The 25,264-nt window shown below is 61.2% G+C and carries 26 protein-coding genes; 9 read left to right on the top strand and 17 right to left on the bottom strand.

The window, feature by feature from the left end:
- Nucleotides 1–205 precede the first annotated feature (205 nt).
- Entirely contained in the window at nucleotides 206–1,309 is a 1,104-nt protein-coding gene (locus BLT65_RS08635; RefSeq protein ID WP_091776910.1) for a molecular chaperone DnaJ, read from the bottom strand.
- A 272-nt stretch (nucleotides 1,310–1,581) separates the two neighbouring features.
- Here BLT65_RS08635 and BLT65_RS08630 point away from each other — a divergent pair, with 272 nt between their 5' ends.
- The 4 genes from BLT65_RS08630 to BLT65_RS08615 are packed head-to-tail and all read left to right on the top strand — an operon-like array spanning nucleotide 1,582 to nucleotide 6,335.
- Entirely contained in the window at nucleotides 1,582–2,352 is a 771-nt protein-coding gene (locus BLT65_RS08630; RefSeq protein ID WP_091776908.1) for a phosphocholine cytidylyltransferase family protein, read from the top strand.
- A gap of 25 nt (nucleotides 2,353–2,377) precedes the next feature.
- Entirely contained in the window at nucleotides 2,378–4,087 is a 1,710-nt protein-coding gene (gene aepX / locus BLT65_RS08625; protein WP_091776906.1) for a phosphoenolpyruvate mutase, read from the top strand.
- Nucleotides 4,084–5,268, top strand: a complete 1,185-nt coding sequence (gene aepY / locus BLT65_RS08620; protein ID WP_091776904.1) for a phosphonopyruvate decarboxylase — start codon at nucleotides 4,084–4,086, stop codon at nucleotides 5,266–5,268. The genes aepX and aepY overlap by 4 nt, the downstream gene beginning before the upstream one ends.
- Nucleotides 5,268–6,335 carry a 2-aminoethylphosphonate aminotransferase gene (locus BLT65_RS08615; RefSeq protein WP_091776902.1) on the top strand — a complete coding sequence of 356 codons (1,068 nt, stop codon included), beginning with the start codon at nucleotides 5,268–5,270 and terminating at the stop codon, nucleotides 6,333–6,335. The genes aepY and BLT65_RS08615 overlap by 1 nt, the downstream gene beginning before the upstream one ends.
- Before the next feature lie 921 nt (nucleotides 6,336–7,256).
- On the opposite strand, the gene BLT65_RS08610 is transcribed toward BLT65_RS08615, so the two are convergent.
- The 9 genes from BLT65_RS08610 to BLT65_RS08570 form a co-directional block, all read right to left on the bottom strand.
- Nucleotides 7,257–8,495 carry a porin gene (locus BLT65_RS08610; protein WP_091776900.1) on the bottom strand — a complete coding sequence of 413 codons (1,239 nt, stop codon included), beginning with the start codon at nucleotides 8,493–8,495 and terminating at the stop codon, nucleotides 7,257–7,259.
- A 111-nt stretch (nucleotides 8,496–8,606) separates the two neighbouring features.
- Nucleotides 8,607–10,112: an aldehyde dehydrogenase family protein gene (locus BLT65_RS08605; RefSeq protein WP_091776898.1), complete on the bottom strand. Its 1,506-nt coding sequence runs from the start codon at nucleotides 10,110–10,112 to the stop codon at nucleotides 8,607–8,609.
- 25 nt (nucleotides 10,113–10,137) lie between these two features.
- Nucleotides 10,138–10,701: a c-type cytochrome gene (locus BLT65_RS08600; RefSeq protein ID WP_091776895.1), complete on the bottom strand. Its 564-nt coding sequence runs from the start codon at nucleotides 10,699–10,701 to the stop codon at nucleotides 10,138–10,140.
- Nucleotides 10,698–11,195, bottom strand: a complete 498-nt coding sequence (locus BLT65_RS08595; protein WP_091776893.1) for a c-type cytochrome — start codon at nucleotides 11,193–11,195, stop codon at nucleotides 10,698–10,700. The genes BLT65_RS08600 and BLT65_RS08595 overlap by 4 nt, the downstream gene beginning before the upstream one ends.
- Nucleotides 11,192–11,737, bottom strand: a complete 546-nt coding sequence (locus BLT65_RS08590) for a methylamine dehydrogenase light chain (protein ID WP_007743160.1) — start codon at nucleotides 11,735–11,737, stop codon at nucleotides 11,192–11,194. Before BLT65_RS08590 ends, BLT65_RS08595 begins: the two co-directional genes overlap by 4 nt.
- A gap of 40 nt (nucleotides 11,738–11,777) precedes the next feature.
- Entirely contained in the window at nucleotides 11,778–12,395 is a 618-nt protein-coding gene (mauD, locus tag BLT65_RS08585) for a methylamine dehydrogenase accessory protein MauD (RefSeq protein WP_042307545.1), read from the bottom strand.
- Nucleotides 12,392–12,958: a MauE/DoxX family redox-associated membrane protein gene (locus BLT65_RS08580; protein WP_091776891.1), complete on the bottom strand. Its 567-nt coding sequence runs from the start codon at nucleotides 12,956–12,958 to the stop codon at nucleotides 12,392–12,394. The genes mauD and BLT65_RS08580 overlap by 4 nt, the downstream gene beginning before the upstream one ends.
- A gap of 7 nt (nucleotides 12,959–12,965) precedes the next feature.
- Nucleotides 12,966–14,123, bottom strand: coding sequence for an amine dehydrogenase large subunit (locus tag BLT65_RS08575; protein ID WP_091776888.1), 1,158 nt, complete (start codon nucleotides 14,121–14,123; stop codon nucleotides 12,966–12,968).
- Between the two features lie 463 nt (nucleotides 14,124–14,586).
- Complete coding sequence (locus tag BLT65_RS08570; RefSeq protein WP_167306465.1) at nucleotides 14,587–15,498, bottom strand: CHAD domain-containing protein; 912 nt, start codon at nucleotides 15,496–15,498, stop codon at nucleotides 14,587–14,589.
- A 247-nt stretch (nucleotides 15,499–15,745) separates the two neighbouring features.
- On the opposite strand from BLT65_RS08570, the gene BLT65_RS08565 reads away from it, so the two are divergent.
- Nucleotides 15,746–16,114 carry an NUDIX hydrolase gene (locus tag BLT65_RS08565; RefSeq protein ID WP_042307552.1) on the top strand — a complete coding sequence of 123 codons (369 nt, stop codon included), beginning with the start codon at nucleotides 15,746–15,748 and terminating at the stop codon, nucleotides 16,112–16,114.
- A gap of 345 nt (nucleotides 16,115–16,459) precedes the next feature.
- Here the strand turns inward: BLT65_RS08565 and BLT65_RS08560 are convergent, their stop codons facing one another.
- A complete protein-coding gene (locus BLT65_RS08560; RefSeq protein WP_091776886.1) occupies nucleotides 16,460–17,023 on the bottom strand; it encodes a PadR family transcriptional regulator in 564 nt (187 codons plus the stop codon).
- Nucleotides 17,024–17,417: 394 nt separating this feature from the next.
- Between BLT65_RS08560 and BLT65_RS08555 the strand changes: the two genes are divergently transcribed.
- Together BLT65_RS08555 and BLT65_RS48685 are read left to right on the top strand one after the other, a co-directional pair.
- Entirely contained in the window at nucleotides 17,418–18,362 is a 945-nt protein-coding gene (locus BLT65_RS08555; RefSeq protein WP_091776884.1) for an NmrA family NAD(P)-binding protein, read from the top strand.
- A 19-nt stretch (nucleotides 18,363–18,381) separates the two neighbouring features.
- The gene (locus BLT65_RS48685; RefSeq protein WP_091776882.1) at nucleotides 18,382–18,615 is read left to right on the top strand and encodes a YciI family protein; all 234 of its coding nucleotides are present in this window, start codon (nucleotides 18,382–18,384) and stop codon (nucleotides 18,613–18,615) included.
- A 59-nt stretch (nucleotides 18,616–18,674) separates the two neighbouring features.
- Here BLT65_RS48685 and BLT65_RS08545 read toward each other — a convergent pair whose 3' ends face one another.
- The 3 genes from BLT65_RS08545 to BLT65_RS08535 all read right to left on the bottom strand — a co-directional run bounded on the left by BLT65_RS08545 (nucleotide 18,675) and on the right by BLT65_RS08535 (nucleotide 20,642).
- Nucleotides 18,675–19,448, bottom strand: coding sequence for an alpha/beta fold hydrolase (locus BLT65_RS08545; protein WP_091776879.1), 774 nt, complete (start codon nucleotides 19,446–19,448; stop codon nucleotides 18,675–18,677).
- A gap of 156 nt (nucleotides 19,449–19,604) precedes the next feature.
- Complete coding sequence (locus BLT65_RS08540) at nucleotides 19,605–20,219, bottom strand: hypothetical protein (RefSeq protein ID WP_091776878.1); 615 nt, start codon at nucleotides 20,217–20,219, stop codon at nucleotides 19,605–19,607.
- A 117-nt stretch (nucleotides 20,220–20,336) separates the two neighbouring features.
- Entirely contained in the window at nucleotides 20,337–20,642 is a 306-nt protein-coding gene (locus tag BLT65_RS08535) for a putative quinol monooxygenase (RefSeq protein WP_091776876.1), read from the bottom strand.
- 110 nt (nucleotides 20,643–20,752) lie between these two features.
- Here BLT65_RS08535 and BLT65_RS08530 point away from each other — a divergent pair, with 110 nt between their 5' ends.
- Nucleotides 20,753–21,712, top strand: a complete 960-nt coding sequence (locus tag BLT65_RS08530; RefSeq protein WP_042307564.1) for a GlxA family transcriptional regulator — start codon at nucleotides 20,753–20,755, stop codon at nucleotides 21,710–21,712.
- Between the two features lie 157 nt (nucleotides 21,713–21,869).
- Here BLT65_RS08530 and BLT65_RS08525 read toward each other — a convergent pair whose 3' ends face one another.
- On the bottom strand, nucleotides 21,870–22,721 hold the full coding sequence (locus BLT65_RS08525) for a LysR substrate-binding domain-containing protein (RefSeq protein WP_091776874.1): 852 nt from the start codon (nucleotides 22,719–22,721) through the stop codon (nucleotides 21,870–21,872).
- Between the two features lie 110 nt (nucleotides 22,722–22,831).
- Here BLT65_RS08525 and BLT65_RS08520 point away from each other — a divergent pair, with 110 nt between their 5' ends.
- Entirely contained in the window at nucleotides 22,832–23,482 is a 651-nt protein-coding gene (locus BLT65_RS08520) for an FMN-dependent NADH-azoreductase (RefSeq protein ID WP_091776872.1), read from the top strand.
- Between the two features lie 233 nt (nucleotides 23,483–23,715).
- Here BLT65_RS08520 and BLT65_RS08515 read toward each other — a convergent pair whose 3' ends face one another.
- Together BLT65_RS08515 and BLT65_RS08510 are read right to left on the bottom strand one after the other, a co-directional pair.
- Nucleotides 23,716–24,240 carry a YceI family protein gene (locus BLT65_RS08515; protein WP_091776986.1) on the bottom strand — a complete coding sequence of 175 codons (525 nt, stop codon included), beginning with the start codon at nucleotides 24,238–24,240 and terminating at the stop codon, nucleotides 23,716–23,718.
- A 137-nt stretch (nucleotides 24,241–24,377) separates the two neighbouring features.
- A complete protein-coding gene (locus BLT65_RS08510; RefSeq protein ID WP_091776870.1) occupies nucleotides 24,378–25,259 on the bottom strand; it encodes an alpha/beta fold hydrolase in 882 nt (293 codons plus the stop codon).
- Nucleotides 25,260–25,264 lie beyond the last annotated feature (5 nt).

Below are 25,264 nucleotides of genomic sequence, written 5' to 3'. Positions count from 1 at the left end.
GGCTTGCGGCGGCTGGGGGTTGCGTGTGGCGGTCTTCGGCTTTTTGCGGGATCGATGGCGGCAGATACAGGCGATGCCTGACAGGGTTTACGACCGCCGCAAACGGTTGCAGCAGGCGGGGAAACCCCTAATGAGCACGGCGTGTATTGGTATGAGGAGAAGATGGGCGCGAGCGCGCCCGACTTGATGGAGGCGTTGCGCGGGATCAGAAGGGCCGGTCGCGTTTGAGCGCTTTCAGCCAGGTTTTCGTTTTCTTGATGTCGTCGAACGTGTGCAGATCTTTTTCTATTTCGCGCACCATGTGCTGACGGTGTTCGAGTTCAGCGTCGAGATCCTGCATGGCGCGTTCAGGTATCGTGAGCGGGCCGTACGGAAAGCCGTAAGTTCCTCGGAACCGGTCGCCTATGTCCGAGAGTTCGCGGTCCAGTTCACCCAATTGCTCTCTCAACACGCTGTTGTAGTGGTTGAGTCTTTCTTCGCTGATACCGTCGATGGTTTTCTGATCGATATGTTCGAGTTCCAGTTGCAACTCGAGCAATTGCAGAAGATTGCGTTTCGCGTACGCCTCGTTGACCCGCTGCATCAGCGCGGTTTTGCGCGTACGTTCCTCAGCGTCGGGTTCGCGATCGGGATGCAGCGCGCTCGCCAGCTTGCGATAGACCTCGCGCACTGACTGGCTGATTTCTGCTTGCGCCGCTTCCTTGCGTGCATCGGCGGCAAGCTGTTTTGGCGTCTTCTTGCGCTTTGCGCGGCGCTCTTCGCGGGCCCGTGCTTTTGCGTCGGCGTGGGCACGCAGTTCGTCGAACTTCTCTGACGCGTGCTTCAAGAACTCTTCTGGCGAGCTCGTATCGAGGTCCTCAGCGAATTCGTCGCCGAGCATTTCTCGCATCATCGCTTTCATGCCTTCCATGTCGACCTCGGCTTGCCTGTCGTACGCCGTGTCGGCATGCCGGTCGTGAATCGGCTTCAGCATGGGGTCGCCGTGCGCGCCGATCAGCTGTTGCGTCAGTTCGAGGATCAGTTGCGAGATCATGCGGCGCTCGATGGCATTGAAGTTTTTGTCGCCATGCAACGCGTCGAGGCGGTGAACGAGCTTCACCTGTGCATCCATCGAAGCCTGCTTCAGCGGGATCAGCTCATCAACATACCGCTTCTGGAAAACGGGTGTAAAGGCTTCCCACTGCGCGAGCCAGCCACGCCGATTTTCGATCTGCTTGACGAGCGAATTGAAGTACCTCTGGCCTTTCGATCGATGCGCCTGATGCTTTTCCGGCGCAATGGTCACTGACCGGCCCGCTGCTTTGCTCATGAAACCCGTGCCTCCCATTTACTGAAAATGCAGCATACCGTGTCATCGGCTGAAGCAGGCGAATCAGCCTCCTTTTCAAACAAAATCACCACATTTTTCAAACTAATTCCATCAATTGCCAAAAGCGGCGCGGCTGGTCTGCAATCCGTTCTCAATTCCGATATAGTCGCCATTTTTGGCTCGCCGGGACGCCTTCGCGCGCAGCGCGGAAGCCATTTCGAATGCCCGATTAAAAGAGCCAATAAACCATTTATCCTTTCCCTGGAAATCGAATGCGAGCGATCATTCTTGCCGCAGGCCTCGGCTTGCGACTCCAGCAACCGCCGGGGGAGCAGTTTCCAAAATGTCTGTTGCGCTTTGACGGCGTCACGCTGCTGGAGCGCCATTTGCAGATGCTCGAAGCCGTCGGCGTCGATGAGGTCGTCCTCGCGCTCGGCTTCCAGCCGGAACAGGTCGAAGCCGAACTGACGCGCGCCGGCCGCAAGGTGCCCGAGATCAAGCTCAATCCGCGTTTCGATCTGGGCAGCGTGCTGACCGTGCATACCGTCGCCGATGCCCTCACGCGCGGTGGCGACGTGCTGCTGATGGACGCCGACGTGCTGTACGACGAGCGCATGCTGGCCGCGCTCGTGGCGGGCGAGCAAGCGAACCGGCTGCTGATCGACCGCGACTTCGAGGCCGGCGACGAACCCGTCAAGCTGTGCCTGAAACAGGGCGTGCCCATCGAGTTGCGCAAGCAACTGGCCGTCGGCCTCGACTACGACACGATCGGCGAATCGGTCGGCTTTTTCCGCTTCACCGAGGCCGCTGCGCGGCGCTTCGCGGAGATCGTGGCGGGCTACGTCGATAGCGGCCGCGCGAACCTGCCGCATGAGGAGGCCGTGCGCGACCTGCTGCTCGAACGCAGCCATGCATTCGATACGGCCGATGTCACCAGCCTGCCCTGGATTGAAATCGATTTTCCCAACGACGTTGCGCGAGCAACTAAAGAAGTCCTGCCGCAACTGCAGCGGCCGGCTTTGCAAGAAGCGCTGAAGCGCTAACTCGGGCCGACCTAGGAGCCAAACAATGAACGCACGCGAACCCTCTTTCGTTTCTACTCTGTCGCGCAGCGCACGCCTGCGCCAGATGCTCACCAGCAACGAGCTCGAATTCCTGATGGAAGCGCACAACGGCATCTCCGCACGCATTGCGCGCGAAGCCGGCTTCAAGGGCATCTGGGGCTCGGGCCTCGCGATCTCCGCGCAATACGGCGTGCGCGACAACAACGAAGCAAGCTGGACGCAAGTTGTCGATACGCTCGAATTCATGGCCGACGCGAGCGACCTGCCCATTCTGCTCGACGGCGACACCGGCTACGGCAACTTCAACAACGTGCGCCGCCTCGTGCGCAAGCTGGAGCAGCGCGGCATCGCGGGTGTCTGTATCGAAGACAAGGTGTTCCCGAAAACCAACAGTTTCATCAAGGGCGAAGCGCAGCCGCTCGCCGATATCGACGAGTTCTGCGGCAAGATCAAGGCGGGCAAGGACTCGCAGACGGACGAGCATTTCTCGATCGTCGCGCGCGTCGAAGCGTTGATCGCGGGCTGGGGCATGGACGAAGCGTTGAAGCGCGCCGAGGCGTATCGCCAGGCGGGCGCGGACGCGATCCTGATTCACAGCAAGCTGTCGCGCCCCGATGAGATCCTCGAGTTCGCGCGCGAATGGGCAGGCCGCGGTCCGCTCGTGATCGTGCCGACCAAGTACTACAGCACGCCGACGGAAGTATTCCGCAAGGCGGGCATCAGCACGGTGATCTGGGCGAACCATCAGATTCGTGCGGCGACGTCCGCGATGCAGGCTGTCGTCAAGGAAATCTACGAGAGCCAGACGCTCGTCAACGTCGAAGACCGGATTGCGACCGTCAACGAAATCTTCCGTTTGCAGGATGCCGACGAGTACTCGGTAGCGGAAGAGCGCTACCTGTCGTCGTCGCGCGTGGCGGGTTCGGCTGTCGTGCTCGCCGCGAGCCGCGGCAAGGGCCTCGAAGCCGTGACGACGGACCGTCCGAAGGTCATGCTGCCCATCGCGGGCAAGCCGCTGCTGCGCTGGCTCGTCGACGCATTCAAGAAGCAGGGCGTCAACGACATCACGGTCGTGGGCGGCTATCGCGCCGACGCGATCGACACGGCGGGCATCAAGCTGGTCGTCAACGAGCGCCACGAACAGACGGGCGAACTGGCGTCGCTCGCGTGCGCCGTCGACGGCTTGCAGAACGACACGGTGATCTCGTACGGCGACCTGCTGTTCCGCAGCTACATCGTGCGCGATCTGGTGGACAGCGAAGCGCTGTTCAGCGTGGTCGTCGATTCGACGACAGTTGCCGAAGCGGGCGCGACGAACCAGAGCGTGCGCGATTTCGCGTGGTGCTCGGCCGCCGACGATCGCGGCCTGTTCGGCAACAAGGTGCTGCTGCGCCGCGTGGCGAACAACGAAGCTGACGTGAAGGGCGAAGTGCCGAATGGCCGCTGGATCGGTCTGCTGAACGTGCGCGGCGCTGGCCGCGAGCGTCTGCAAGCCGTGATGAACACGCTGCGCACGCGCCCCGATTTCGATTCGCTCGACATGCCTGCGCTGTTGAATGCGCTGATCGAAGCCGGTGAAGAAATCGAAGTGCAATACGTACATGGCCACTGGCGCGGTGTGAACGACCTCGAAGACTTCCGTCGTGCGGGCGACTTCGCGCACGAAGCGACGCCGCTCGCGAAGAGCGAGGCAGCGGGAGGCGCGGCGCAATGATCGAGGCAGCACAGTTTGTCGAGGCGGCGCGCGAGCGCGGCTTCGACTGGTACGCGGGCGTGCCGTGCTCGTATCTGACGCCGTTCATCAACTACGTGCTGCAGGATTCGAAGCTGCATTACGTGTCGGCCGCGAACGAAGGTGATGCCGTCGCGTTCATCGCGGGCGTGACGCTCGGCGCGCAAAACGGTCGTCGCGGCGTGACGATGATGCAGAACTCGGGCCTCGGCAACGCGGTGAGTCCGCTCACGTCGCTGACGTGGACGTTCCGTTTGCCGCAACTGCTGATCGTGACGTGGCGCGGCCAGCCCGGCGTCGCAGACGAGCCGCAGCATCAATTGATGGGCCCCATCACGCCGGCGATGCTCGACACGATGGAGATTCCGTGGGAGACGTTCCCGACGGAAGCGGAAGCGATCGGCCCCGCGCTGGACCGCGCGCTTGCGCACATGGACGCGACGGGCCGCCCGTATGCACTCGTGATGCAGAAGGGCAGCGTCGCGCCGTACGAACTGAAGGACTCGGGCCGCGCGGCAAAGCGCGAAGTGCGCGCTGCGCGTGATGTTTCGCGCGCGGTCGCCGCCGACGCCTTGCCGACGCGGAATGAAGCCTTGCAGCGTGTGATTGCTCATACGCCGGTGAACTCGACGGTCGTGCTGGCGTCGACTGGTTTTTGCGGCCGCGAGCTTTACGCAATCGACGACCGGCCGAACCAGTTGTACATGGTCGGCTCGATGGGCTGCATTACGCCGTTCGCGCTGGGTCTTGCGCTGACACGGCCGGACCTGCATGTTGTCGCGCTCGACGGCGACGGCGCGGCGCTGATGCGTATGGGCGTGTTTGCGACGCTGGGCGCGTATGGTCCGTCGAATCTCACGCACATTCTGCTCGACAACGGCGCGCACGATTCGACGGGTGGTCAGTCGACGGTTTCGCCGCAGGTGTCGTTCGCGGGTGTCGCGGCGGCGTGCGGCTATGCGTCCGCTGTCGAAGGCGACGATGTGGGGTTGATCGACGAACTGTTCGCGTCGCCGCTGCTTGACGGCCCGCGCTTCGTGCGCGTCGCGATCCGCCGTGGCACGCCCGACGGCTTGCCGCGCCCGACCATTACGCCGCCCGATGTGAAGACGCGCCTGATGCGCCACATCGCCACTGCCGGCACGAACGAAGGAGCACGGTGATGCTGCTGATGAATCCAGGCCCCGTCACGCTGACCGAGCGCGTGCGTAATAGCCTGCTGCAAACGGACTTGTGTCATCGCGAGAGCGAGTTTTTCGACTTGCAGGACGAAGCGCGCTCGCGTCTGGTGAAGCTGTACGACCTCGATCCCGCGCAATGGAGCGCCGTGTTGATGACGGGCTCGGGGACGGCGGCTGTCGAGAGCATGATCGCGGCGCTCGTGCCGGAGAATGGCAAGCTGCTGATCGTCGAGAATGGCGTGTATGGCGAGCGTATTTCGCAGATTGCGGCGCAGTATCGCATTGCGCATAGCGTCGTGAAGCATGAGTGGATGCAGGCGCCTGATCTGGCGCGTATCGCGGCTGCGCTCGATGCCGATAAGGCGATTACGCATGTTGCTGTGATTCATCATGAGACGACGACCGGGCGGTTGAATGATCTCAAGGCGCTGGCAGCGGTTTGCCGCGAGCGCAACGTGAAGATGCTGGTTGATGGTGTGAGCAGCTTTGGCGCTGAAGAGATCGACTTCGCTGAAGGCACGATTGCGGCTGTTGCGGCGACGGCGAATAAGTGTCTGCATGGCGTGCCGGGTGCCGCTTTTGTTATCGTGAAACGGGATGCTTTAGCGGCTGCTGCGAGCCGGACTTATTACCTTGGGCTTGTGCGGCTTGCCAGTTTGCAGGATCAGCGGAATACGCCGTTTACGCCTTCTGTTCATGCTTACTATGCGCTTGTTGAAGCGCTGCGTGAGCTTGATGAGGAAGGTGGTTGGCGAGCACGGCATGCTCGGTATCTGGCTCTGGCCGAGCAGGCTCGTGAGGGGCTTTTGGCGCGTGGTATTGGGAGTGCTCTGCCGGCGGATGAGTCTTCTGTCGTGCTGAGGGCTTATAAGTTGCCGGACGGCGTCTCTTATGAGCGGTTGCATGATGCGCTTAAAGCGCACGGCTTTGTGATCTATGCAGGGCAGGGTGGGCTGTCTAAAGAGCTTTTCCGGATTTCCACTATGGGCAATATTCACTCTGCCGATATTGAGCGGCTGCTCGTGAGTTTTGATGAGTTGATGCGGTAGCGCTCTTTTTTGCCTTTGCGGCGTAGTTTGGTTTGATAGTGTTTGTTCTGGCATCCGCGGTTTGTTAGCTCACTTCAGGCGTCGCCCATGTGCGGGTGGCACCTGCTTTTGGTTGTCTGCGACGCTGGGTAGCTTGTTTTGGGTTTGCGCTGGCATCCGCGATTACGTTAGCGTGCTTCAAGCGTCGCCCCTGTGCGGGGCGGCACCTACTTTTCTTTGCCGCCGCAAAGAAAAGTAGGCAAAAGAAAGCGGCTAACACCGCCAGTTCTTCTCCCTGCCTGAGGGCCCACAACCGGTCCCTCACTTCACACGGCAACTTTCCTGTTCGCGTTCGTTGCCAACGCTCCAAGCCAGCGCATCACCCGCTTCACACACCCGCGTTGCAGCACGCCGTGCCAGATAGTCCACGGCCGCCCAGGTGGCAAACTGTGTGTAGGCCGTGGTGCCACACACGCCACACTTCGGACCGATAGCGCGCGCCACCCTGTAATAGCGCCAAGCTATACGACGCGACAACCTACACACAGTTTGCCACCTGGGCGGCACATACCATTCGCTGCCGCTTGCCCGAGTACGGGTATTTGAAGCGGGTGAGGCGTTCATTCAAAGCGTTGGCAACGCACGCGAACAGATAGGCTGCCGTGTGAAGGGTGGGGACGTTGGGGGCCCGTGGATAAGAACACGGGCTGGCGGTGTGAGCCGCTTTCTTTTGCCTACTTTTCTTTGCGGCGGCAAAGAAAAGTAGGTGCCGCCCCGCACAGGGGCGACGCCTGAAGCACGCTAACGAATCGCGGATGCCAGCGCAACCACAGGCAAACCACCATAACGCGGATGCCAGCGCAACCACAGGCAAACCACCATAACGCGGATGCCAGCGCAAAAACAAGCAAACCACCCGCGCCGCAGACAACAAAAAAAAACTCAGAAATTGTGCTTCAGCCCAACAGTCACAGACACCTGCTTATCCGTAGTGGAATTCGGCAGATTAGGAATCTGCGCATAATTCACACTCTGTCCTGTGACAGGATCAGTCCCAATCCCACTGCCAGCGGCTTTCTGGAAGATCCCAACCGCATACAACGACGTCCGCTTGGACAAACTATACGTCGCCCCAAGATTGACCTGATGAAATTTCGGCGACCCGCTGACATCGGTCTTCATCGAGTTATAGATATACGCGGCCCCAAGCGTAAAAGCCGGCGACAACGCATAAGTCGCATTCACCTCAACGATATCGAACCGCACATCCGCGCCTTGCGGCAGTGTGGCGCTCGCAAAATACTGGCTATCGTCGAGCTTCGTGTGGGTATAAACGATGCCGAAAGTTGCCGGTCCGAACGCGTACGAACCGCCAACACCAACTGCCTTCAACGAATGCGCATTCTGCAACTCGCAATACATCGCAGTCGGATTCGAACACGCGAAATCGCCGATATAACCCTGCTCACCACCCAACGCAGCATCGAGCGGATTGTTCAGATCGAGATAACCGACGCCGAACGAGAACGGCGCGTTGTTATAGCTCGCTGATACAGCCCAGCCGCGCTTCTGCGAAAAATCACCCGCAACGCCGCCCAGCGAATACGTGCCGCTCACAGAAAAGCCCGCAATCGTAGGACTCACATACTGCACTGCATTGTTCAGATTAAGCGCGGCGTTAAGATTATCGACGTCGCCGATATGCGACCCATACAACGTGGCCCACGCGTTACTGGAAGCATACGGCGCGAGCGCATTCGTGTACGAGTCGAACTGGCGGCCAAACGTCAGCGTGCCGTACCGCTCATTGGTCAACCCAACCCACGCGTTCTGATTGAAGAGCGTGCCGCCCTGCACGAAACTACCGCTCCCCGTAAAGAAGCTGTTTTCGAGCTTGAAGACCACCGACGTGCCGCCGCCAAGATCTTCACTCCCAGTCAACCCAAAACGCGAAGGCGCGGAATTCCCGCCCGTGAACTGAAAATTGTGTCCGCCGCCGACACTGCCATCCGCATGCGTGACCTGCTGGTTGTTCGTGTACGTGATGCCCGCGTCGACATCGCCATACAACGTGACGCTGCTCTCCGCATGCGCCATGCCGGGCGCGGCGATCGCAGCCATTGCGCCGGCGAGCGCGGCCACCGCCGCCGCGATGGTGCGCGGCGTCGTCCGATGTTTCATTTCTCTTCCCCTTTGTCTTATGCGTCTGCTTCGTGAGCGTGCGATCCGGTTGCCTTGCCGATGCGTGAAGCCCAAAGCTAAATATGCTTCGGCAAGGCAGTTCGCGAACGCTTACGCGTAATTGATCATCACGGACTTGCTTTCCGTGTACTGCTCGATGACAGCGCGTCCCAGTTCACGGCCAAAGCCCGATTGCTTCATGCCGCCGAACGGCAGCGCGTTGTCGAGCAGCGAGTGGCAATTGACCCACACCGTGCCCGCCGCAATGCGCGGAATCAGTTTGTGAACGGCCGACATGTCGTTCGACCAGATGCTCGCGCCGAGGCCATACGGTGTGTCGTTGGCGAGTTGCACGGCGCTGTCGATATCGTCGAAGGGCATTGCGACCAGCACCGGCCCGAAGATCTCTTCGCGCACCACGCGCATCGTGTGGTTCGTGTCGACCATCACGGTCGGCTCGACGAAGAAGCCCGGCTTGTCGATGATCTTGCCGCCCGCCGCGGCGCGCGCGCCTTCGGCGAAGCCCGAGTCGATATAGCCGCACACGCGCTCGCGCTGTTTCGCGGAGACGAGCGGGCCAATGAGCGTCGACGGGTCCATGCCCGCGCCGACCTTCAGGCTCTTCGTGATCTGCGCAACAGCGTCGATCACCTTGTCGAACACCTTGCTGTGGATATAGACGCGCGAGCCCGCCGTACACACCTGGCCCGAGTTGAAGAAGATCGCGTTCGCGACGCCTTGCGCAGCCTTGTCGATATCGACATCGGGCAGCACGATCACAGGCGACTTGCCGCCCAGTTCGAGCGACATGCGCGTCATGTTGTCGAGCGCCGCGTGGCCGATCAGCTTGCCCGTCTGCGTCGAGCCGGTGAACGCAATTTTGTCGATGCGCGGATCGCGCGAGAGCGCCGCGCCCGCCGTATGCCCATAACCCGTGACGATGTTGACGACGCCTTCCGGATAGCCTGCCTCGCGGATCAGCTCGCCAAGGCGCAGCGCGGTAAGCGGTGTATCTTCTGCGGGTTTCAGCACGATGGTGCAGCCCGTCGCGAGCGCGGGCGCAAGCTTCCACGCGGCCATCAGCAGCGGGAAATTCCACGGAATAATCGCGCCGACCACGCCGACGGGTTCCTTGCGCGTGTACGCGAATATTTCGCTGTTCGGCATGTACGGCATGCCCGCATCGATCACGCTGCCTTCGATCTTCGTCGCCCAGCCGGCCATGTAGCGAAAGCACTGCGCAGCCATCGATACGTCGAGACCTTGCGCAACCATCACCGGTTTGCCGTTATCGAGCGATTCGATTTCCGCGAGTTCGCGCGCATTCGCTTCGACGAGATCGGCGAGCTTCAGCAGCAGACGTTCGCGGTCGGTGGTTTTCATCGTACGCCACGGGCCGGCATCGAATGCGCGGCGCGCGGCGGCTACGGCTTGCTGCACGTCGTGCTCGTTCGCTTCAGGCACGCGCGTGAGCACGCTGCCGTCGGCGGGATTCACGACGTCGATCGTGCGGCCCGACGATGCATCCGTCCACTCCGCGCCGATCAGCATCTTCTTCGGCTTCGCGATGAACGCCTGCGTTGCGGCGAGCAGCGGAAAGGTGTTGTTCGTCTCCATGTTCGATTCCTTTGATTGGGGATGTTCAGTAGCGGTCCGCGACACCCTTGATGCCGCGCTCGTGCAGATCCCGGATCAGTCCGGCGCGCACGGTCGCGACATCGGAGAGAGCGGGGCGGCGTTGTGCAGAGACTTCAGCGGCCGTGTAGGGCTTGAAGTCTTTCGGCAGCGCTTCGTGGTTCATCGTCGTGAGCAGCCAGTTCAGCACGTCAGCGAGTTCCTGATCGGAGAGCGCCGAGTTCGAGGCGCCCGGCACGCGCATCACATACTCGCGCCCGGCGGGCAGATGCTCGAAGTAGCCAAGCGAGTGCGCGAGCGGCGGCACCTTGCCGGGAATGCCGCCGCCCGTTGCCGTGTGACAGCCCATGCAGTTGAGCACCCAGTGCTGCTGCGCGAGCGACAAGTCCGCGCTGCTTTGCGCATTGGCGGGCGAGGGCGGTACGTAAGTCGCGGCGCACGCGATGAGCAGCATCGACATGCGCCGCGCTGCGTCGATCCACAACGTCACCGCTGAAGCCGCGCGCGCGCCGCGCGCGGGCTGTTGCGCGGGCACGCGGTCGCCGGCACGAGACACGCGAGCGGCGTTCATAGGCCGAGTCCCTTCGTGACGACGGCGCGTTGCGTGTGGACGGCTGAGCTGTCCATCGTCTGCGCGCGCGCTGCCTTTATGTCGGCGGCCGTGAACGGCTTCGCGTCGCCGTGCTGTGCGTTCAGATCGAACACGACGTAGTTCAACACCTGCGCCAGGTCTTCGTCGCTCGCGCTTGCGAAGCTCGGCATCTTGAAGTTGTAGCTCTTGTCGTGGACCTTGATCTCGCCGAACATGCCGTGTACCACAGTCGCCGTCAGCTGCGCGCGGCCCGGCGCGGTCGTCGAGTACTTGCCCGGATACTCGGTAAGAGGCGGCGCGAGTCCATCCTGGCCCTTGCCACCTGCCTGATGGCACACCGCGCACTGTGCGTCGAACATGCTCTTGCCGGCGGGGTAATGCACGTTCTGCGCGAACGCGACCCCCGGCATCGTCAACGACGCAGCCGCCGCAAGGCAGGCGGCCGCGATTTTTCCAGCGTGATTCACTTTCATTGCTTTGCTGCTCCGAGCAGGACCGAAACCGAACAGTGATAGTTCGAATTGCCGTTCGCCATGCACCAGTTGATGTCGTTGTCGAGGGACAGCTTGTAGAGCGGCTTCTCGCGTTCGTTGCGGTTGCAGAAGCACTTGCCGCACGAGGTTTTGCCGCAGCAGTCGTTGTACGAGACGATGTAGTCGGTGCCGTCGTGCGGATTGCGGCAGGTGCCGATCCACGTAATCGGCGAAGGCGTCGTGCCCGGCGGGCAGCTGCTCGACGTGCCGCCGCAGCAGCTGCAGAGCCAGCCGTCGATTGCGCAGTACTTCCAGTAATCGCAGCTCATCGGATCGTCGCTGGCGCCGGATGCCGCAGCGCCCGATGCGCCCGACGCTGCCGATGCCGCATCCGCTGCATATGCGGTGCGATCGACGGGCAGCAGCGGCAGCATCGCCGAGCCGACCAGCACGCGGCCGAGCTTCGCCATCGCGCTGCGCCGCGAACTGTGCTGCGCGACGCCACGCGCCGACTTCTCGAACCATGAATCAAAAACGCCCATGTGATTGTTCTCCGCTCAGGTTTGTAATCGGTTCGGCGCTTTAAGCGTGCTGCTCGTGGCGATGATCGCCATGCACGAACTCCTGGAGCGACGCGACGCCGCGTTCCTTCGCTTCGAACAGGCTTTCCAGATGCTCGCGCGTGTTGACGAGACCCTTCGCGCGCACCTTGCCGCTGTCGTCGAGCAGCACGGCATACGGCAGCTTGCCGATCTGGTACGCCATGCCCAGTTCCTGCGACAGCACATACGGGAAGCGATCGAGGTTCTGCTTCTGCGCGAAGCGCTGGTGTTCGGCGAGTTCGCCGTCGCTGGCGAGCACGATGTTGACGGGCGTGGTTTCGCTCGATTGCAGCGAAGGCAGCAGCGGCAGCAGCTTCTTGCAGACGGGGCACGTCGGCGACAGGAAGAACAGCAGCGTGGCCTTGCCTTGTGCGTCGATACCGCCCACCTTCACGTTCTGGCCGCGAATGTCGGCCAGTTCGAAGGTCGGTGCGATCGCGCCGACAGCGGGGCCCTTGTCGATCATCAACGCGCCTGCGGGCATGATGCGTTCGTACAGAATGCCGACCTGGCGAACCAGCGCAAGACAGATCGCGCCGAGCGCGAGAACAGCGATCCACAGGAGCGCGGTGGAAACGGTGAGAGCGGTTTGCATCATGAATTCCTCAAGTGGGACAGGCGCGGCACGTTGGCCAGCAGCACATCGAAAGTGAGCAGTGCGCAGACGATCAGCAGCACGGCGAAGAACAGCGTCAGGTAGTCGAACCACACGATCGAACGCGTTGCGGGTTCGATGAACGCGGTCGCGGCGAGCGCAGCGAGCAGCACGGCGCGCGCGACATGAAACCAGCCGATGCCGCGTGGCGCGTTCGCCTGGTTTGCTGCTTGCGTCGCGGCAAAGCCCGAGCAGCCGCAGTCGATATCGGTGTGGCCGCGCAGGATGTTGAACGCGAGCCCCGCTGCGAACGCGAGCAGCAACGCGACCAGCACGATTGCGCCGATTACGCGTGTATCGGGGAACAGCAGCGCGGCTGCGCCCACCGTTTCCGCTGTCGTGATCGCGATGGCGGCGGGCGCCGTCAACGCTTCGGGCAACAGGCGGTAATCGCCGAGCGCCTGACGGAACGCGGCAGGACGCCGCCATTTGGCGACGGCGCCGAGCAGCACGGCAATCGCCGTGCTGGCTTGCGCGCCCGTCGCGAGTACAGGATCGAGCATCATGTCGGCCTCACGGATTGACGAGCAGCGACGACGTATTGCCGACCTGCTTTTCGACGTGCTGCAGCTTGCCCGTGCGCGCATCCATCACGACCAGATCCGACGTGCCCGTGATGCCGTAGAACAGCGGCTTGTCGTCGTCGCTGACCTGGATCGAGGCGATCGGGTCGATCTTCTGCTGTGACAGATCCCAGCGCGCGATGCGCTTTTTCGTCTGCAGGTCGTACACCCAGACTTCGGTGCCGGGGTCCTTGTGTGTGCCTTCGCCGCCCTTGTGCATCGCCACGTAGTAGCGATGCAGCTTCGCGTGAACGGCGGTCTGCTGCATGCCGCCGGGACGCCAGCCTTCGGCGCGCTCGGCGTCCGTCAGCAGCGACCACGGCTTGCCGAACACGGGCTTGTCGCCGCGGAAGTCGGCCGTGCGCACCATGCCGTGGAAAGTCGTGAACAGGTAGCCGCCCTGATAGGGCGATGCGTTGATGTACGCGGGGTCCTTGTCGACGTCGATAAACGCGTCGGACATCGTGCGCTTCGATTCCTTGCCGTTCGCATCGAGCGTGATGGTGAGCGCCTTGCCGCTTTCGCACAGACCCGTGAAACGGTCGTTGCCCGACGGAAACGCGAGCACGCAGGCCGCCATGTCGACTTCCGACAGCACCTTCTTCGATGCGACGTCGATCACCGTCACCGATGCAGCAGGCGTGATGTTCGTCACGTAGAGACGCTTGCCGTCCGCGCTGAACGTCGTGTTGTACGGCGACGGCACGTGCTGGCCGTGCTTCGGCGGAATCACGATTTCGCCCGTGTGATCGAGCGTCGCGTTGTCGGTCATCTCGACGACGTCGGTGCGCGTGCCGTGCGAGCCGCGTGCAAAGTACGTGGTCGCGACGAAGCTCGTCTTGTGATCCGGCGAAATGGCGAAGCCCGGCGCGAAGCCGGCGTCGATCTGGCCGAGCAGCTTTTTCGCATCGGCGTCGTACAGGTAGATGCGTGCGTCCGTCATCGACGGCATCGAAATATCGACGACGAACACCTCATGCGGATGCCACGCGGGCAGCTTCTGCACGGTCAGTTCTTCGGGTTTTTCGATCGCGTGCGCGCTGCCGATGCATGCCGCCGCAAATGACAGCGTCGCCGCGATGGACGCGGTTCGTCGCCTTATTCTCATGTCGCCTCCGTTAGAGATTCACGTTGTGTGGGGCGACTGTAGATCGACGAAAAATCGGGCCAACGCCGAAACCGGCAAGGCGTGCGTGCCGATTTGGGATATTGGTAGTCTTGCTGAAAGGGATGTAGGGCGGGTGTTGGGTTACGCGCCGTGCGGCTGTTGGGGGTTAGGGTTTGTTTCTAGGAGTGGAAATGGGGCTTGCTTTCGCGAAAACGCGGAGTTTCGACAAAATTGTGCCTACGTGATTTTCCACAGCATGAAAAGTCGGCCTGTTAACTGCGTCGCTTCCGCCGGTCGCCCGGTCAGGCGTTCAATGGCAGCTAACAGATGCGGACCTGACATCGAAACGAGCGTGACCCGATTTGCACCAAGGGCCTCCGGTGACCCGCTGAGCGCGCCTTGGCCAAAGCACGCAAACGCCTCGGTGGCGCCCCAATACTCAGCGTTTGAGATCGCCTCAAGCTCAGCTAGCGATGGTTCGAACCCGCCGTGATGCTGCACGCATTCGTCGACACTTCTGCTTTTCCAACCATTGCAACGACTCTTGCACGACCTCAGGTGGGACTTCGTTGAATGACGCGCTGCGAATCAGGGTCTCACTTGCGGCAATGTCGTTGAACTGTCCCAGCTTGTTTTGCACGGACGTCAATTCTTTGATCGTGCGACCGTGCGCGCCTTTGATAAAGGGTTGAAAAAACTCGAGCAGGTACCTCAGCTTCTTGCCCGCCTTTCGAACATCGTGAAGATTTTCCTCGTGGGCGGCCTCGCTGCGCGCTGCACGCCTGCTTCGCTTTCGAAGTGCGCGCTGAGCAAGACGAACCCGCGCCTCGGCGAACGCCTGAATAGGAAGATCGTTGCAACGCGACTGCAGCGTAGTTTGCGCGCGAAGCAGGACGTCGTTCAAGAACACCTCGACATCGTCGCTTTTGATCATCGTCTGGCTATGCACTACCGCCTGTGCGCGCTTTTCGCGCGCTGCGGCCACGAGCAGCGCAATCGATGCGCGTGACGCCTGGGCGGATTTCAGAAGATCGCCTGCGATGTCCCAATCACGCGTCCCGCCTGCCAACGCAGCAAGACGCTTGAATTCTTCGGTGGCTTGTGCGGTCGCTTCCTCTCCGAGGTAAGGGGAGTACGCCCAGTACAAAGCACGAAGCTTTCTGAAGGCGACTCGAAGCTGGTGAAACCCCTCGGCTTCGCTCTGTGTGGACAGTTCTCTCGCCCTTTGCACAGCCTCCGCTACCACGGGCGTCGCCAGTGATGCAAAGGTACTGGCGATGGTGCTCGCGCTTGAGAGCGATGAACCGGGCGGCCGCCGGTCGACTTTGAAGCGATTGTTTAGCCGCGGCAAGGGCCAGTCACCATCCATATCCATTTGAGCCTCGAGTCGGACAAAAATACATTCGCCGGACCTTACCATACTCATCTCTGAGCGCCCGCGCTCTATGTGACGTTTTAGTGACGTGCCTTTAAAGTGTGGCGCGTACGCCGCCCGCGCTTCGCAAAAATCGCCGTGCTTCCGCTGTTTTGATTTAGGATGCCTGGTTACGTCATGCACTGCCCGATACGCTCGCGAATCGGGCAATGCATGAAAATTCCTGGAACATACGTGGGAGTTCGTTTTGAAGAAACGCGCCACCGTGGTCTGCCGCAGAGGCAAGCGAATCCTCCTGGTCGCACGTAGTGAATCAAAGTGGGCTTTGCCGGGCGGGATCCTCAAGCGTGGAGAACATCGCTCGGACGCCGCGCTTCGAGAACTCAAGGAAGAAACGCGGCTTACAGGGAAGTCAGCCAAGCATCTCTTTGACTTCCGTGGCAAGCAGAAGCACCATCACGTGTTCTCCTGCGAAATCCCGAATCGCGCCAAGGCTCGCCCGAGTAATGAAATATCGAGGTGTCGCTGGGTTCACCTCGACGACATCCCTCGCCTCATGACGAGCCGGCCGACGACCGATATCGTGAAACTCATGAGTCAACAGCGCAGGAAGTAGCCTCGTTTTCGAGGTGGATAGCACGCCGCGTCTCGCTCACATCAGACGCAAATCAGCCATGGAGCGGCGGTGACTCGGTAGATCAAACGTCGGCTTCAGCGGCGTTAACGGATTTTTCTCTCCGGCGCCGACGAGAGTCGCTTCATCTGCTTCCCCGCATCCGTCGAGAATGCCCGTGACACCGTAGCGAACTCGCACCGGTTGCGAAGTATCGCTACGAAGACACACGGTCTGTTTGTCTACCTGGGTGCATCGCGTGCCAATGTCAAGGGTGGTGGTGCCTCCTTCGCCAGGTACTTCCATTTGGCAAATTCAAGCTGCACGCCGACCTGAATTCGGCAGGGATCAGGCTGGCCTGCGAGCAATCATTTCCGCCACCTCGTCACACCACGCGATATAGGCCTGTTCCGCCAACACGCCGCGGCGCGTCACCAACAGCGGTCCAAGCTGATGTTCAGTCAGCACGGCCTGCCTTTCGAGAAAGAATTCAAGCTGGGCCTGATGGTCCGCGCGCACCGCACGAATTTGCTGCAACGCTGTCTCGCGCGGCAGCAAATCGAAACATAACACCCGCAGTATCTGTTCGTCCTTGATGGCCGGGCGTGGCGAACCATTGGCCACCCAAGCCGTCAGCTCCTCGCGTCCAGCATCGGTCACGCTGTAGATCAAGCGTTCCGGTCCGCGCGTTCCCGGCAAGCGCTCCGATTTGATGAGTCCGTCCTTCTCCAGCTCGCGCAAAGCAGGGTACACGGAGCTGTGCTCAACCGACCAGCAATGCTGGCCCGCCACCTGCAGCCATTTCGTCATTTCATAGCCCGAACGTGGCTGGTTATATAGCCCGGCGAGGAGAACATTTTTCAGTGGTTTCGCCTTGCTTGCCCTGGCTTCCTTCAAATCACTCACTCGCATTCGCTCCTTGATTGCGTCAATGCGCACGCGGAATGACTATGTTTTTTTTGACATAGTCATGTGAACCGTGTCACTATGTATTTTTCAACATAGATAATTCTAGCATGTATGCGGCCTCCGTTTTCCCTGTGGCCCTTGGCTGCGGCCGCGCGAGCGTCGTAGCTTTGGCCGGACGCGGTCGGTCCGCCGTGTCGCTTCGTCCGAGCACCAAGGTTGCCTGAGTCGAGGCGGCGCCGGCCAGTGCCGAGTTCGACGGTTCCGGCCAGACCGTCCAGAAAGGGCTGCTGCCGATGCGCACCGACCTGGTCTATTACGTCCTCGCTTCCAGTGCGGTGCGTGCCGACGTTGATGCGGCGAGGCGCGCCAGGCTGGCGATTCCTGAGGTCCGTTGCTCATGTTCTTCATCTTTCTCACGAACACAAGGAAGAGAATTTTGTCCCAAGAAACCATCCTCGTCACTGGTGCCGCCGGCAGCGTCGGCTCGACCGCGCGCGCAGCTATCGCCATCCTGCTGGAGCAAGGCCATCGCGTACGCGCGATGGTGCGCAAGCTGGACGCGCGCGCCGACACGTTGCGTGATCTGGGCGCCGAAGTCGTGGTCGCCGACATGCTCGACATCGTCGCGGTGCGTGCGGCCATGCAAGGCTGCTCAGTGGTGTATTTCACGATGTCGGTTTCGCCCACCTTCCTGGAAGCGACCACCAACGTCGCGGTTACAGCGAAAAGCCTGGGTGTGAAGGCCTTCGTCAATCTGTCGCAGATGACGCTGTCGCAGATGAGCGAGACAGAGACCACCGGCAGCCCGCAACAGAAGCAGCACTGGCTCGCAGAGCAGGTGCTGCGCTGGTCCGGCCTGCCGGTGGTTTACCTGCGTCCAACCGCTTTCTTCGAAGGCTTGTTCCTGCCGGCGGCCAAGGGGATCCGGGACGACAACGCTATCCGCCTGCCGTTCGCTGACGGCAAGACCTCTCCGATCGCCGCCGCCGACGTGGGAGCCGCCGTTGCTGCTGTGCTGGCCAACCCAGAGCCGCATATCAGCAAGGTCTACGAACTGACCGGCCCCCAGTCGCTGACGATGGCCGAGCTCGCGCAGGAATTCAGCGGCGCACTGGGCCGCACCATCCAATACGTCAACGTGCCGCCGCAGATCTGGGAAGCCAGGCTCCAGGAGGCCAAACAGCCGGCTCATCTGCTCGCGCACCTGATCGTTATGGCCCAGCTGCATCGGGACAACCGCTACGACCGCATGACCAACACCTTCGAGCAGCTAGTCGGTCGCGCGCCGATTTCCGCCGCCGAATTCGCTCGCCGCCATGCGGCCGCGTTCGCGCCTGCCTGATCGTCTCTTCTAACCGCCGGTGTCATGCGGGCCGGCACGACTCGATCCGCGCAACGCCAGCACCGTGCGGGTGCGGGACGGCCGGCGCCAGGTCCAGGATGGCCGATCCCGGGAAGGGCACGCACTGTTAGGCGGCTTTTTAGTGGTCAGGGTCGAGACGCTGGAAGAAGCTTTGAATTGGGCTGAGCTCAGCCCGAGCGCATCGGCCGGGTACACGCAAGTGATCCCGGTCCTGCCGATCACCCGCGCGTAGGCGCTCGTCTGCGCTTGCATATGGCGTCAAGCTGGCGGTAAGCGCCGAGGAACGTACCCCTACTGGCCAGACCGCTGCGCCGCCTGTTCGATCAGTGCGGCGACTTCCCGCGGATGGGACTCGAACACCGCATGGCTTGCACCATTGATCTCGACCGTATTTGCTTGAGCGCGCGCTGCGTACATACGTTCGAGGTCCGGACTGATGATCTTGTCAGCCTTCGCGACCATATACCAGCTGGGCTTGGTCTTCCATGCCGGATCCGAAACCTGCGCCGAGAACTCCGATGCTGCAAGCGGTATCTGCGCATGCGCTTCGAAATCGGCCTGCGCGCGAGGCAGGTCGGGTGCGAACTGCGACGGATAGTCGGTGGGTTTCAGGTAAACAAAATGATCCGGCGTTCCGACGATCGATAGCGGGCCGACCGGGTACTTCTTGCCGTTGTCCCCGATGGTTTCACCGGCGTCGAGCGCATGCGCGGCGATGTACACCAGCGACGTCACGTGATCGTCGTTTCCGGCTTCACTGATGATCGCGCCAGCATAGCTGTGGCCGACGAGTACGCACGGACCATCGAGGCTATCGAGCACGCGCTTCGTGGCATTCACGTCGTCGTTGAACGACGTCAGAGGTTGCTGCACCAGTGTCACGTGGTAACCGTCCTTCGTCAGGATGTTGTAGACGGGACGCCAGCCTGCGGCGTCGGAGAACGCGCCGTGGACCACCACGATGTTCTTCACCGGCGCGGCAAAAGCAGGCGCGGCGGCAGTGGCAAGCAGGCAAAGTGCGGCGGCGGCCTGCGCCGCTGCAGAGCGTAACGTGAGAAAACGCATGGTCAATCCCTGAGTAAGGAAAACGTCAAAAGTAATTAGGATTATTGAATGAATGGAAACGGGAATCGCAATATCGCAACATGGTTCGACCGCGCTTGCCGGGAATGGGGCAGGTCATCGGCACCAACGGCCACAGAGGACCGACATGATGATGCGTTAGAACTGCGGCGCGATGCCGTCTTTTTCGACGAAGAGCACGTGTGCGTCATAAACGCCACCCGCACCCGGTGTCACAACGAGGAACACCTTCTTCCCTGCCATCAGATCCGTTCTGCTCGCAGGAACCGGCGTCACGACGGGGACGTTCTCCGGCACTGTCACCGTGCTGGAACCGCCCTTGTATGACAGATTCAGTTCACGGCCGCGTGTGCCGGTGACAACCGACACCACGTTTGCATTTGTCATCGTGCTGTTGGGACCGAAGTCATAGGCGAAATGCCCTTCTGCCGTACCGCGTGCTGCCTCGGGAAAAACGATCATCGAAGTGGCCGTCAATTTTCCGTCGCCGCCCGTAATCGCCGGCGTTCCCACGTAGGAACCGATTTTGGCGTCGGAAAGCGTGGCGGGCTTGAGAGCCGAGACGCCGACGTCCGGTTTGACATCGATCGATACGGTGTCGCCGCTCTTCCGGTGTACGGTCAGCAATTCGCCTTTGAACGACACGATATCGCCGCGAATCCGTTCCGGTTTGACGTCGGGCGTTTGCGCGAAAGACGCGCTCGAAAACGCAAGGGCAGCGAACAAAGCGCCTAGTTTGTATTGAATCGACACGAACTACTCCATCTATATGAACGGGCTTGAATCACGACGCCACAGGCTGGCGGACATAGCGGTTGCTGGATACGGTCTCCAGCGCCGGGAGTTGTGTGCTGCCGGAGCGCAAATGACTCACGCCCGCAGGTTCTTCATGCCAAGGACGTCGATCGGCTCGATCGACGGGGGATTTGCCAGCATGTCGTCGGCGCCGGCCATCAGGGCGCTGGCAATCCTGCCGCTCAGGTGCGCCTGGCGATCCGCTTCACTCGCAAAAGCGTCGAATACGCCGAACGTCGTCGGCGACAGCTTGAGTGCGAACCAGATTGGCGTGGTCGACTCCCGATTGGCCATCTCGAGCCCATCGGCAAGGAAGTCTGCTACCGCCTGCTCCTTTCCCGGTTTGGCTTCAAGTCGGACAAACAAGGCGTGCTTGATCATCTTCGTTCTCCAGTGCTCCGCATGAGGAGTTCATGCGGTGATCGACACTGTACAAACGCAACGCGCTGGAGAATACTGTCCCGATCGACAATTTTGGTATCAATGCTGCCATGCGAATTTATGTTCTCGCGCTCGAAGGGGTTTTCGATACGGGCCTCACCACTGTGCTCGACAGCTTGACGATGGCCAACAGCCTTGCGCGCACGACAGGGGTGGCCACGGCGGGCTTCGACATCACCGTGGTGGGAATGCGCCCCGAAGTACATACCGAGCTGGGGTTGCAAGTGCCCGTGCGAGAGGTGCCCGACGCGCCTGCGCCGGATTGGGTCGTGTTGCCCGCGCTCAACCGCACGTCGCCCGAGGCGCTTGTGCCTGCGCTCGCTCGCGACGACGTGGTCGATGCGCTGGGTGCTTTGCGCGCGTGGCGAAGTGGCGGCGCGCGCGTTGCAGCCGCATGTACGGGTACATTCGTGCTGGCTGAAAGCGGCTTGCTCGACGGTTACGATGCTACGACCACTTGGTGGCTTTCGCCGCTATTCCGGCAGCGCTACCCGAACGTACACCTCGACGCGCACCGGATTGTCGTTCCCAGCGGAGGTGCCATAACGGCAGGGGCGGCCCTGAGCCACCTCGACCTTGCGCTCTGGTTGATCCGCAACCACAGCCCTGAGCTTGCGGCGCTCGTTGCAAGGTACCTCGTATTCGACTCACGACTGTCGCAGTCTGCCTATGCGATCTCCGATCAGCTCTCACACTCGGATGTGCTCGTCGAGCGGTTCGACCGCTGGGTGCGGCAACACCTCGGCACGGCGATCTCACTCGACGTCGTTGCCGATGAACTGGCGACCAGCAAGCGGACGTTGACGCGTCGTCTGAACGCGGTGCTGGGTAAAACGCCCGTCGAGTACATTCAGGATCTGCGAATCGAGCGCGCCGTCCATCTGCTCAGGACGAGCGAACTCCCCGTCGAGCGCATTGCTGAGCAGGTTGGGTATGCGGACGGCCACACGTTGCGAACGTTGCTGCGGCGGCGGATAGGTAAGGGTGTACGTGAGTTGCGGGCGTCGTGAGTCTACGTGGCCATGCACGGTTGCGTTTGCGCTTTGGAAAGACGGTTTTGCGCGAATGGAACAAGTCGATCGCAGCTCGATGATTCCTGGCCCAGCGTGGATAGGATGAGGTCCTGATTCTCTATCTTTGCCAGCACGTCTTCCGCTCGCCCGGTTGTCATCCCTTATGCGCGAATGCGAGCACGATCGCGTTGCCTAGTTCGTCCGCGATGCTGGCCGATGCGCCCGGCACCGAGAACATCGTGAACTCGACATCGGGCAGTGCCGGCAGACCGGTATCCGGCGCGACCGCACGCAAGCCGTGAACGAGTTGCGTATGCACGACCGGCGTCACCGCAAAGCCAGCCTGCGCGGCGGCGCACAGGCCGGCGCCGCTCGAGCACACCAGTGCGATCCGGTAATCTAGGCCCGCGCGGGCGAGGGCGGAAAGCGCGGCCTCACGATACGGGCACGGTTCCGGAAACAACGCGAGCGGCACCGGCGCGCCGGACGTAAGCGAAGCCCACTCCGCGCCAGCCCACACGAGCGGCTCTCGCCATAGCACGCGTCCGGGACGCGAATCATGGCAGCGTCCGCCGATCACCACGTCGAATTCGCCCCGGTCCATCGCCTGCAGCAGTTCGGCAGGAATGCCGACCCTGACGCTGAAGGCAATGCGCGGATAGCGCACCGCGAACGCCTGCATGACATTCATCAGCCTGACGTTGGCGAGGTCTTCGGAAAGGCCAACCCGGATCGCACCTTCGCTGGGCCCGCGAAGCAGTTGCGCATGCGCATCATGGTTGAGCGCGAGGATGGCGCGCGCGTAGCCCAGCAGAAGTTCACCGTCCGGTGTGAGCGTCACCGAGCGCGTGGTACGCACGAGCAGGTCCCGGCCGGTCTGTTTTTCCAGACGTCGCAGATGCGCGCTAACCGCGGACTGCGTCAGATTGAGGCGGACGGCGGCGTGCGTGAACCCGCCTTCCTGGACGACGGCCACGAAAGAGCGCAGCAGAACGGTATCGAACATGGTCCTTCCAATACAGTGCGAATTGAACTGAATAAGCTCTTGATACTTCGTTTATATTTTAAATCGAAATATGTTGTGATGGCGGCAGTCAACCCACCTGGAGTATTGCCATGCCGACCTTGCTGCATATCGAATCGTCGCCACGCAAGTCGCGATCTGCTTCCCTCGACGTTGCGCGCGCCTATCTGGAGGCTTATCGCGGCGCTCATCCAGATCACTCGATCGACGTGCTCGATCTTTGGTCGATTAACTTGCCGGAATTCGACGGCGATGCGCTCGACGCGAAATATGCGGACCTGAGCGGCACGCCGCTCAGCGAAGCGCAGCAGCAGGCGTGGGCGGACATCCGGCGCCTCGCGCAGCGGCTGCACGACGCGGATACGTTGTTGCTCTCTGTGCCACTGTGGAATTTTTCTATTCCATACAAGCTCAAGCATTTCATCGATGTCGTGTCGCAGCGAGACATCCTGTTCTCGTTCGATGAGCGTGGGCTTCAGGGCTTGCTGAAAGACAAGGAAGCGGTAGTGATCTACGCGAGAGGACTCGACTATTCGATCGACTCAAACACCCCCGCCCATTCGTTCGATTTTCAGCGGCCTTATATCGAAGCGTGGCTGCGATCCGTCGGTATCACTAACGTTGAATCGGTTGTCGTCGAGAAAACGCTGTTTGGACCCGAAGTCGACCACGCAGCGAGACAGGCTGCACGCGAGCGGGCTGTGGCGTTGGTGGGGGCGGCTTCTGTTTCGGCTGGTAGATGAATTGTCCGAAGCTACTAACGCGTGGGCCGGGACATCGAATTAAAGGCCCACGTTTTTAGCTGCGGGGCATTCGTGGCTCTAGAGTCTGTGTCTTTTTTTCGACCTGTTGGATGTTCAGGTCGAGAAAAAGAACTGTATGCATAAAAAAAGCGCACCTCTGAGAGCGTGCGCCGCGACAATAGAAGGGCAGGGTAGGAGGATCGACCCTTCATGTAGTCAAGTCCGTCTCCAGTCTAGTCAGCCTTCACGCCTTCAACTTGAATCTGCAGGCGAGTCAGCGTCCTGAAACCGTAATTCGTGCCCCAGGTCACGCCATAGTCGGCGCGGTCGAATTGCGCGCTGGCTTCCGCACCACACACTTCGCGCTTGATCAGCGGGTTGATGAAGCACTTGAACGAATCAATCTTCAACGTCAGCGGTTTGGTGACCCCGTGAAATGTGAAGTCGCCCGCTACTTCGATTGGCGTGTCGCCGTCGAAGCGCAGCGCACTACCTTTGAACGTCGCGGTCGGATACTTGCTGACATCGAAAAATTCATCCGATTTCACACGCGTATCGAGTTGCGCATTACCCGTGTCAATCGACGCGGTGTCAATCGACACGTCGATCGTGCCTGTCTTTGCAGCGCGATCAAGTGTCACGACGCCGCTGCTTTTCGTGAACTTGCCCCGCCACACCGAAATGCCGCCGAAATGGTCGGCCTCGAAACTTGGATAGGTGTGCCTCGGGTCAAGGTTGTAAGTGGTTGTGGCCGCCATCGCTGATCCCGCGATCAACGCGAGAACGCAAGGTGCAATCAGGTACTTGTTCAAATCAGATTCCCTAAGTGTCGATGATGGGCTGCGGCGCGGCTGGACCCAGCCACGCGGCACCGCACTACGTAACGCTAGCTAGCTCACGAACGCCGATGCAGGAAGTCGACAACAAGTTTGGTTGTCGCGGCCGGCTGTTCTTCCGTGATCCAGTGCCCGCAATCAGGGAGGGTCACGTTTTCGACGTGATCGGCGGCACACCGTATCACTGCGCCGATCATAGGGCCGAATGTCGCTTCGCCACCCAAGGCCAGGACGGGCATCTGAAGCTTGCCCTGCGCGAGGAATCTCCTGTTGTCGGCCGCATCCTGGCTGAACGCCAGGAACTGCGCAAAGCTCGCTCGCATTGCGCCGGGTTGCGCATAGAGCGCTGCGTAATGCTGGCGCTTCGCTTCATCAAACCGCTTCGGGTCCCGGGAAAGTTCGTTCCAGAAGCGGTCGAGATAGATGCGCTCGCGGCCGGCGACGAGGCGCTCCATGTCTTTACCACCGAAGCCAAAGTGCCACATGGCCGGATCCTGTGTGATCTGATCCCAGGGGCCGACGCCGGGCAGCGGCGCATCGATCGCTACCCATCGGTTCACGCGCTCGGGGTGGGCGGCGGCCACCGCGAAGCCGACCATGATACCGATGTCGTGCATCACCAGTTCGGCCGTATGCACACCCAAAGCGTCCAGCACGCCCACCACGTCCGCCGCCTGATTCTTCTTGTCGTAGCCGCCGTCGGGCTTCGACGAGAGGCCCAGGCCACGCAGGTCAGGCACGACGATCATGTGGTCTTTGATGAGTGCGCTCGCCAGGTGACCCCACATGTCGCCCGTTGTGCCGAAGCCGTGCAGCATGACGACGGCGGGACCATGACCGCCGACCCGCACGTGGATGGACGTACCGTTGGTTTCGATCGTCCGCGTCTGCATCACAGCCGGGAAGGGATAAATCCCATCTACGTGGGCATGCTCGTTCATCTGTG

The organism is Paraburkholderia steynii, assembly GCF_900100565.1.
Lineage (GTDB): Bacteria > Pseudomonadota > Gammaproteobacteria > Burkholderiales > Burkholderiaceae > Paraburkholderia > Paraburkholderia terrae.
Note: the sequence above shows the minus strand (reverse complement) of the source record. Positions and strands in the feature narration are given on the sequence as shown.

What these genes read in the sequence shown, in the direction of transcription:
- BLT65_RS08635 (WP_091776910.1), bottom strand. Translation starts at nt 1,309, where the DNA reads ATGAGCAAAGCAGCGGGCCGGTCAGTGACCATTGCGCCGGAAAAGCAT.
- BLT65_RS08630 (WP_091776908.1), top strand. Translation starts at nt 1,582, where the DNA reads ATGCGAGCGATCATTCTTGCCGCAGGCCTCGGCTTGCGACTCCAGCAA.
- aepX (WP_091776906.1), top strand. Translation starts at nt 2,378, where the DNA reads ATGAACGCACGCGAACCCTCTTTCGTTTCTACTCTGTCGCGCAGCGCA.
- aepY (WP_091776904.1), top strand. Translation starts at nt 4,084, where the DNA reads ATGATCGAGGCAGCACAGTTTGTCGAGGCGGCGCGCGAGCGCGGCTTC.
- BLT65_RS08615 (WP_091776902.1), top strand. Translation starts at nt 5,268, where the DNA reads ATGCTGCTGATGAATCCAGGCCCCGTCACGCTGACCGAGCGCGTGCGT.
- BLT65_RS08610 (WP_091776900.1), bottom strand. Translation starts at nt 8,495, where the DNA reads ATGAAACATCGGACGACGCCGCGCACCATCGCGGCGGCGGTGGCCGCG.
- BLT65_RS08605 (WP_091776898.1), bottom strand. Translation starts at nt 10,112, where the DNA reads ATGGAGACGAACAACACCTTTCCGCTGCTCGCCGCAACGCAGGCGTTC.
- BLT65_RS08600 (WP_091776895.1), bottom strand. Translation starts at nt 10,701, where the DNA reads ATGAACGCCGCTCGCGTGTCTCGTGCCGGCGACCGCGTGCCCGCGCAA.
- BLT65_RS08595 (WP_091776893.1), bottom strand. Translation starts at nt 11,195, where the DNA reads ATGAAAGTGAATCACGCTGGAAAAATCGCGGCCGCCTGCCTTGCGGCG.
- BLT65_RS08590 (WP_007743160.1), bottom strand. Translation starts at nt 11,737, where the DNA reads ATGGGCGTTTTTGATTCATGGTTCGAGAAGTCGGCGCGTGGCGTCGCG.
- mauD (WP_042307545.1), bottom strand. Translation starts at nt 12,395, where the DNA reads ATGATGCAAACCGCTCTCACCGTTTCCACCGCGCTCCTGTGGATCGCT.
- BLT65_RS08580 (WP_091776891.1), bottom strand. Translation starts at nt 12,958, where the DNA reads ATGATGCTCGATCCTGTACTCGCGACGGGCGCGCAAGCCAGCACGGCG.
- BLT65_RS08575 (WP_091776888.1), bottom strand. Translation starts at nt 14,123, where the DNA reads ATGAGAATAAGGCGACGAACCGCGTCCATCGCGGCGACGCTGTCATTT.
- BLT65_RS08570 (WP_167306465.1), bottom strand. Translation starts at nt 15,498, where the DNA reads ATGGATATGGATGGTGACTGGCCCTTGCCGCGGCTAAACAATCGCTTC.
- BLT65_RS08560 (WP_091776886.1), bottom strand. Translation starts at nt 17,023, where the DNA reads ATGCGAGTGAGTGATTTGAAGGAAGCCAGGGCAAGCAAGGCGAAACCA.
- BLT65_RS08555 (WP_091776884.1), top strand. Translation starts at nt 17,418, where the DNA reads ATGTTCTTCATCTTTCTCACGAACACAAGGAAGAGAATTTTGTCCCAA.
- BLT65_RS08545 (WP_091776879.1), bottom strand. Translation starts at nt 19,448, where the DNA reads ATGCGTTTTCTCACGTTACGCTCTGCAGCGGCGCAGGCCGCCGCCGCA.
- BLT65_RS08535 (WP_091776876.1), bottom strand. Translation starts at nt 20,642, where the DNA reads ATGATCAAGCACGCCTTGTTTGTCCGACTTGAAGCCAAACCGGGAAAG.
- BLT65_RS08530 (WP_042307564.1), top strand. Translation starts at nt 20,753, where the DNA reads ATGCGAATTTATGTTCTCGCGCTCGAAGGGGTTTTCGATACGGGCCTC.
- BLT65_RS08525 (WP_091776874.1), bottom strand. Translation starts at nt 22,721, where the DNA reads ATGTTCGATACCGTTCTGCTGCGCTCTTTCGTGGCCGTCGTCCAGGAA.
- BLT65_RS08520 (WP_091776872.1), top strand. Translation starts at nt 22,832, where the DNA reads ATGCCGACCTTGCTGCATATCGAATCGTCGCCACGCAAGTCGCGATCT.
- BLT65_RS08515 (WP_091776986.1), bottom strand. Translation starts at nt 24,240, where the DNA reads ATGGCGGCCACAACCACTTACAACCTTGACCCGAGGCACACCTATCCA.
- BLT65_RS08510 (WP_091776870.1), bottom strand. Translation starts at nt 25,259, where the DNA reads ATGAACGAGCATGCCCACGTAGATGGGATTTATCCCTTCCCGGCTGTG.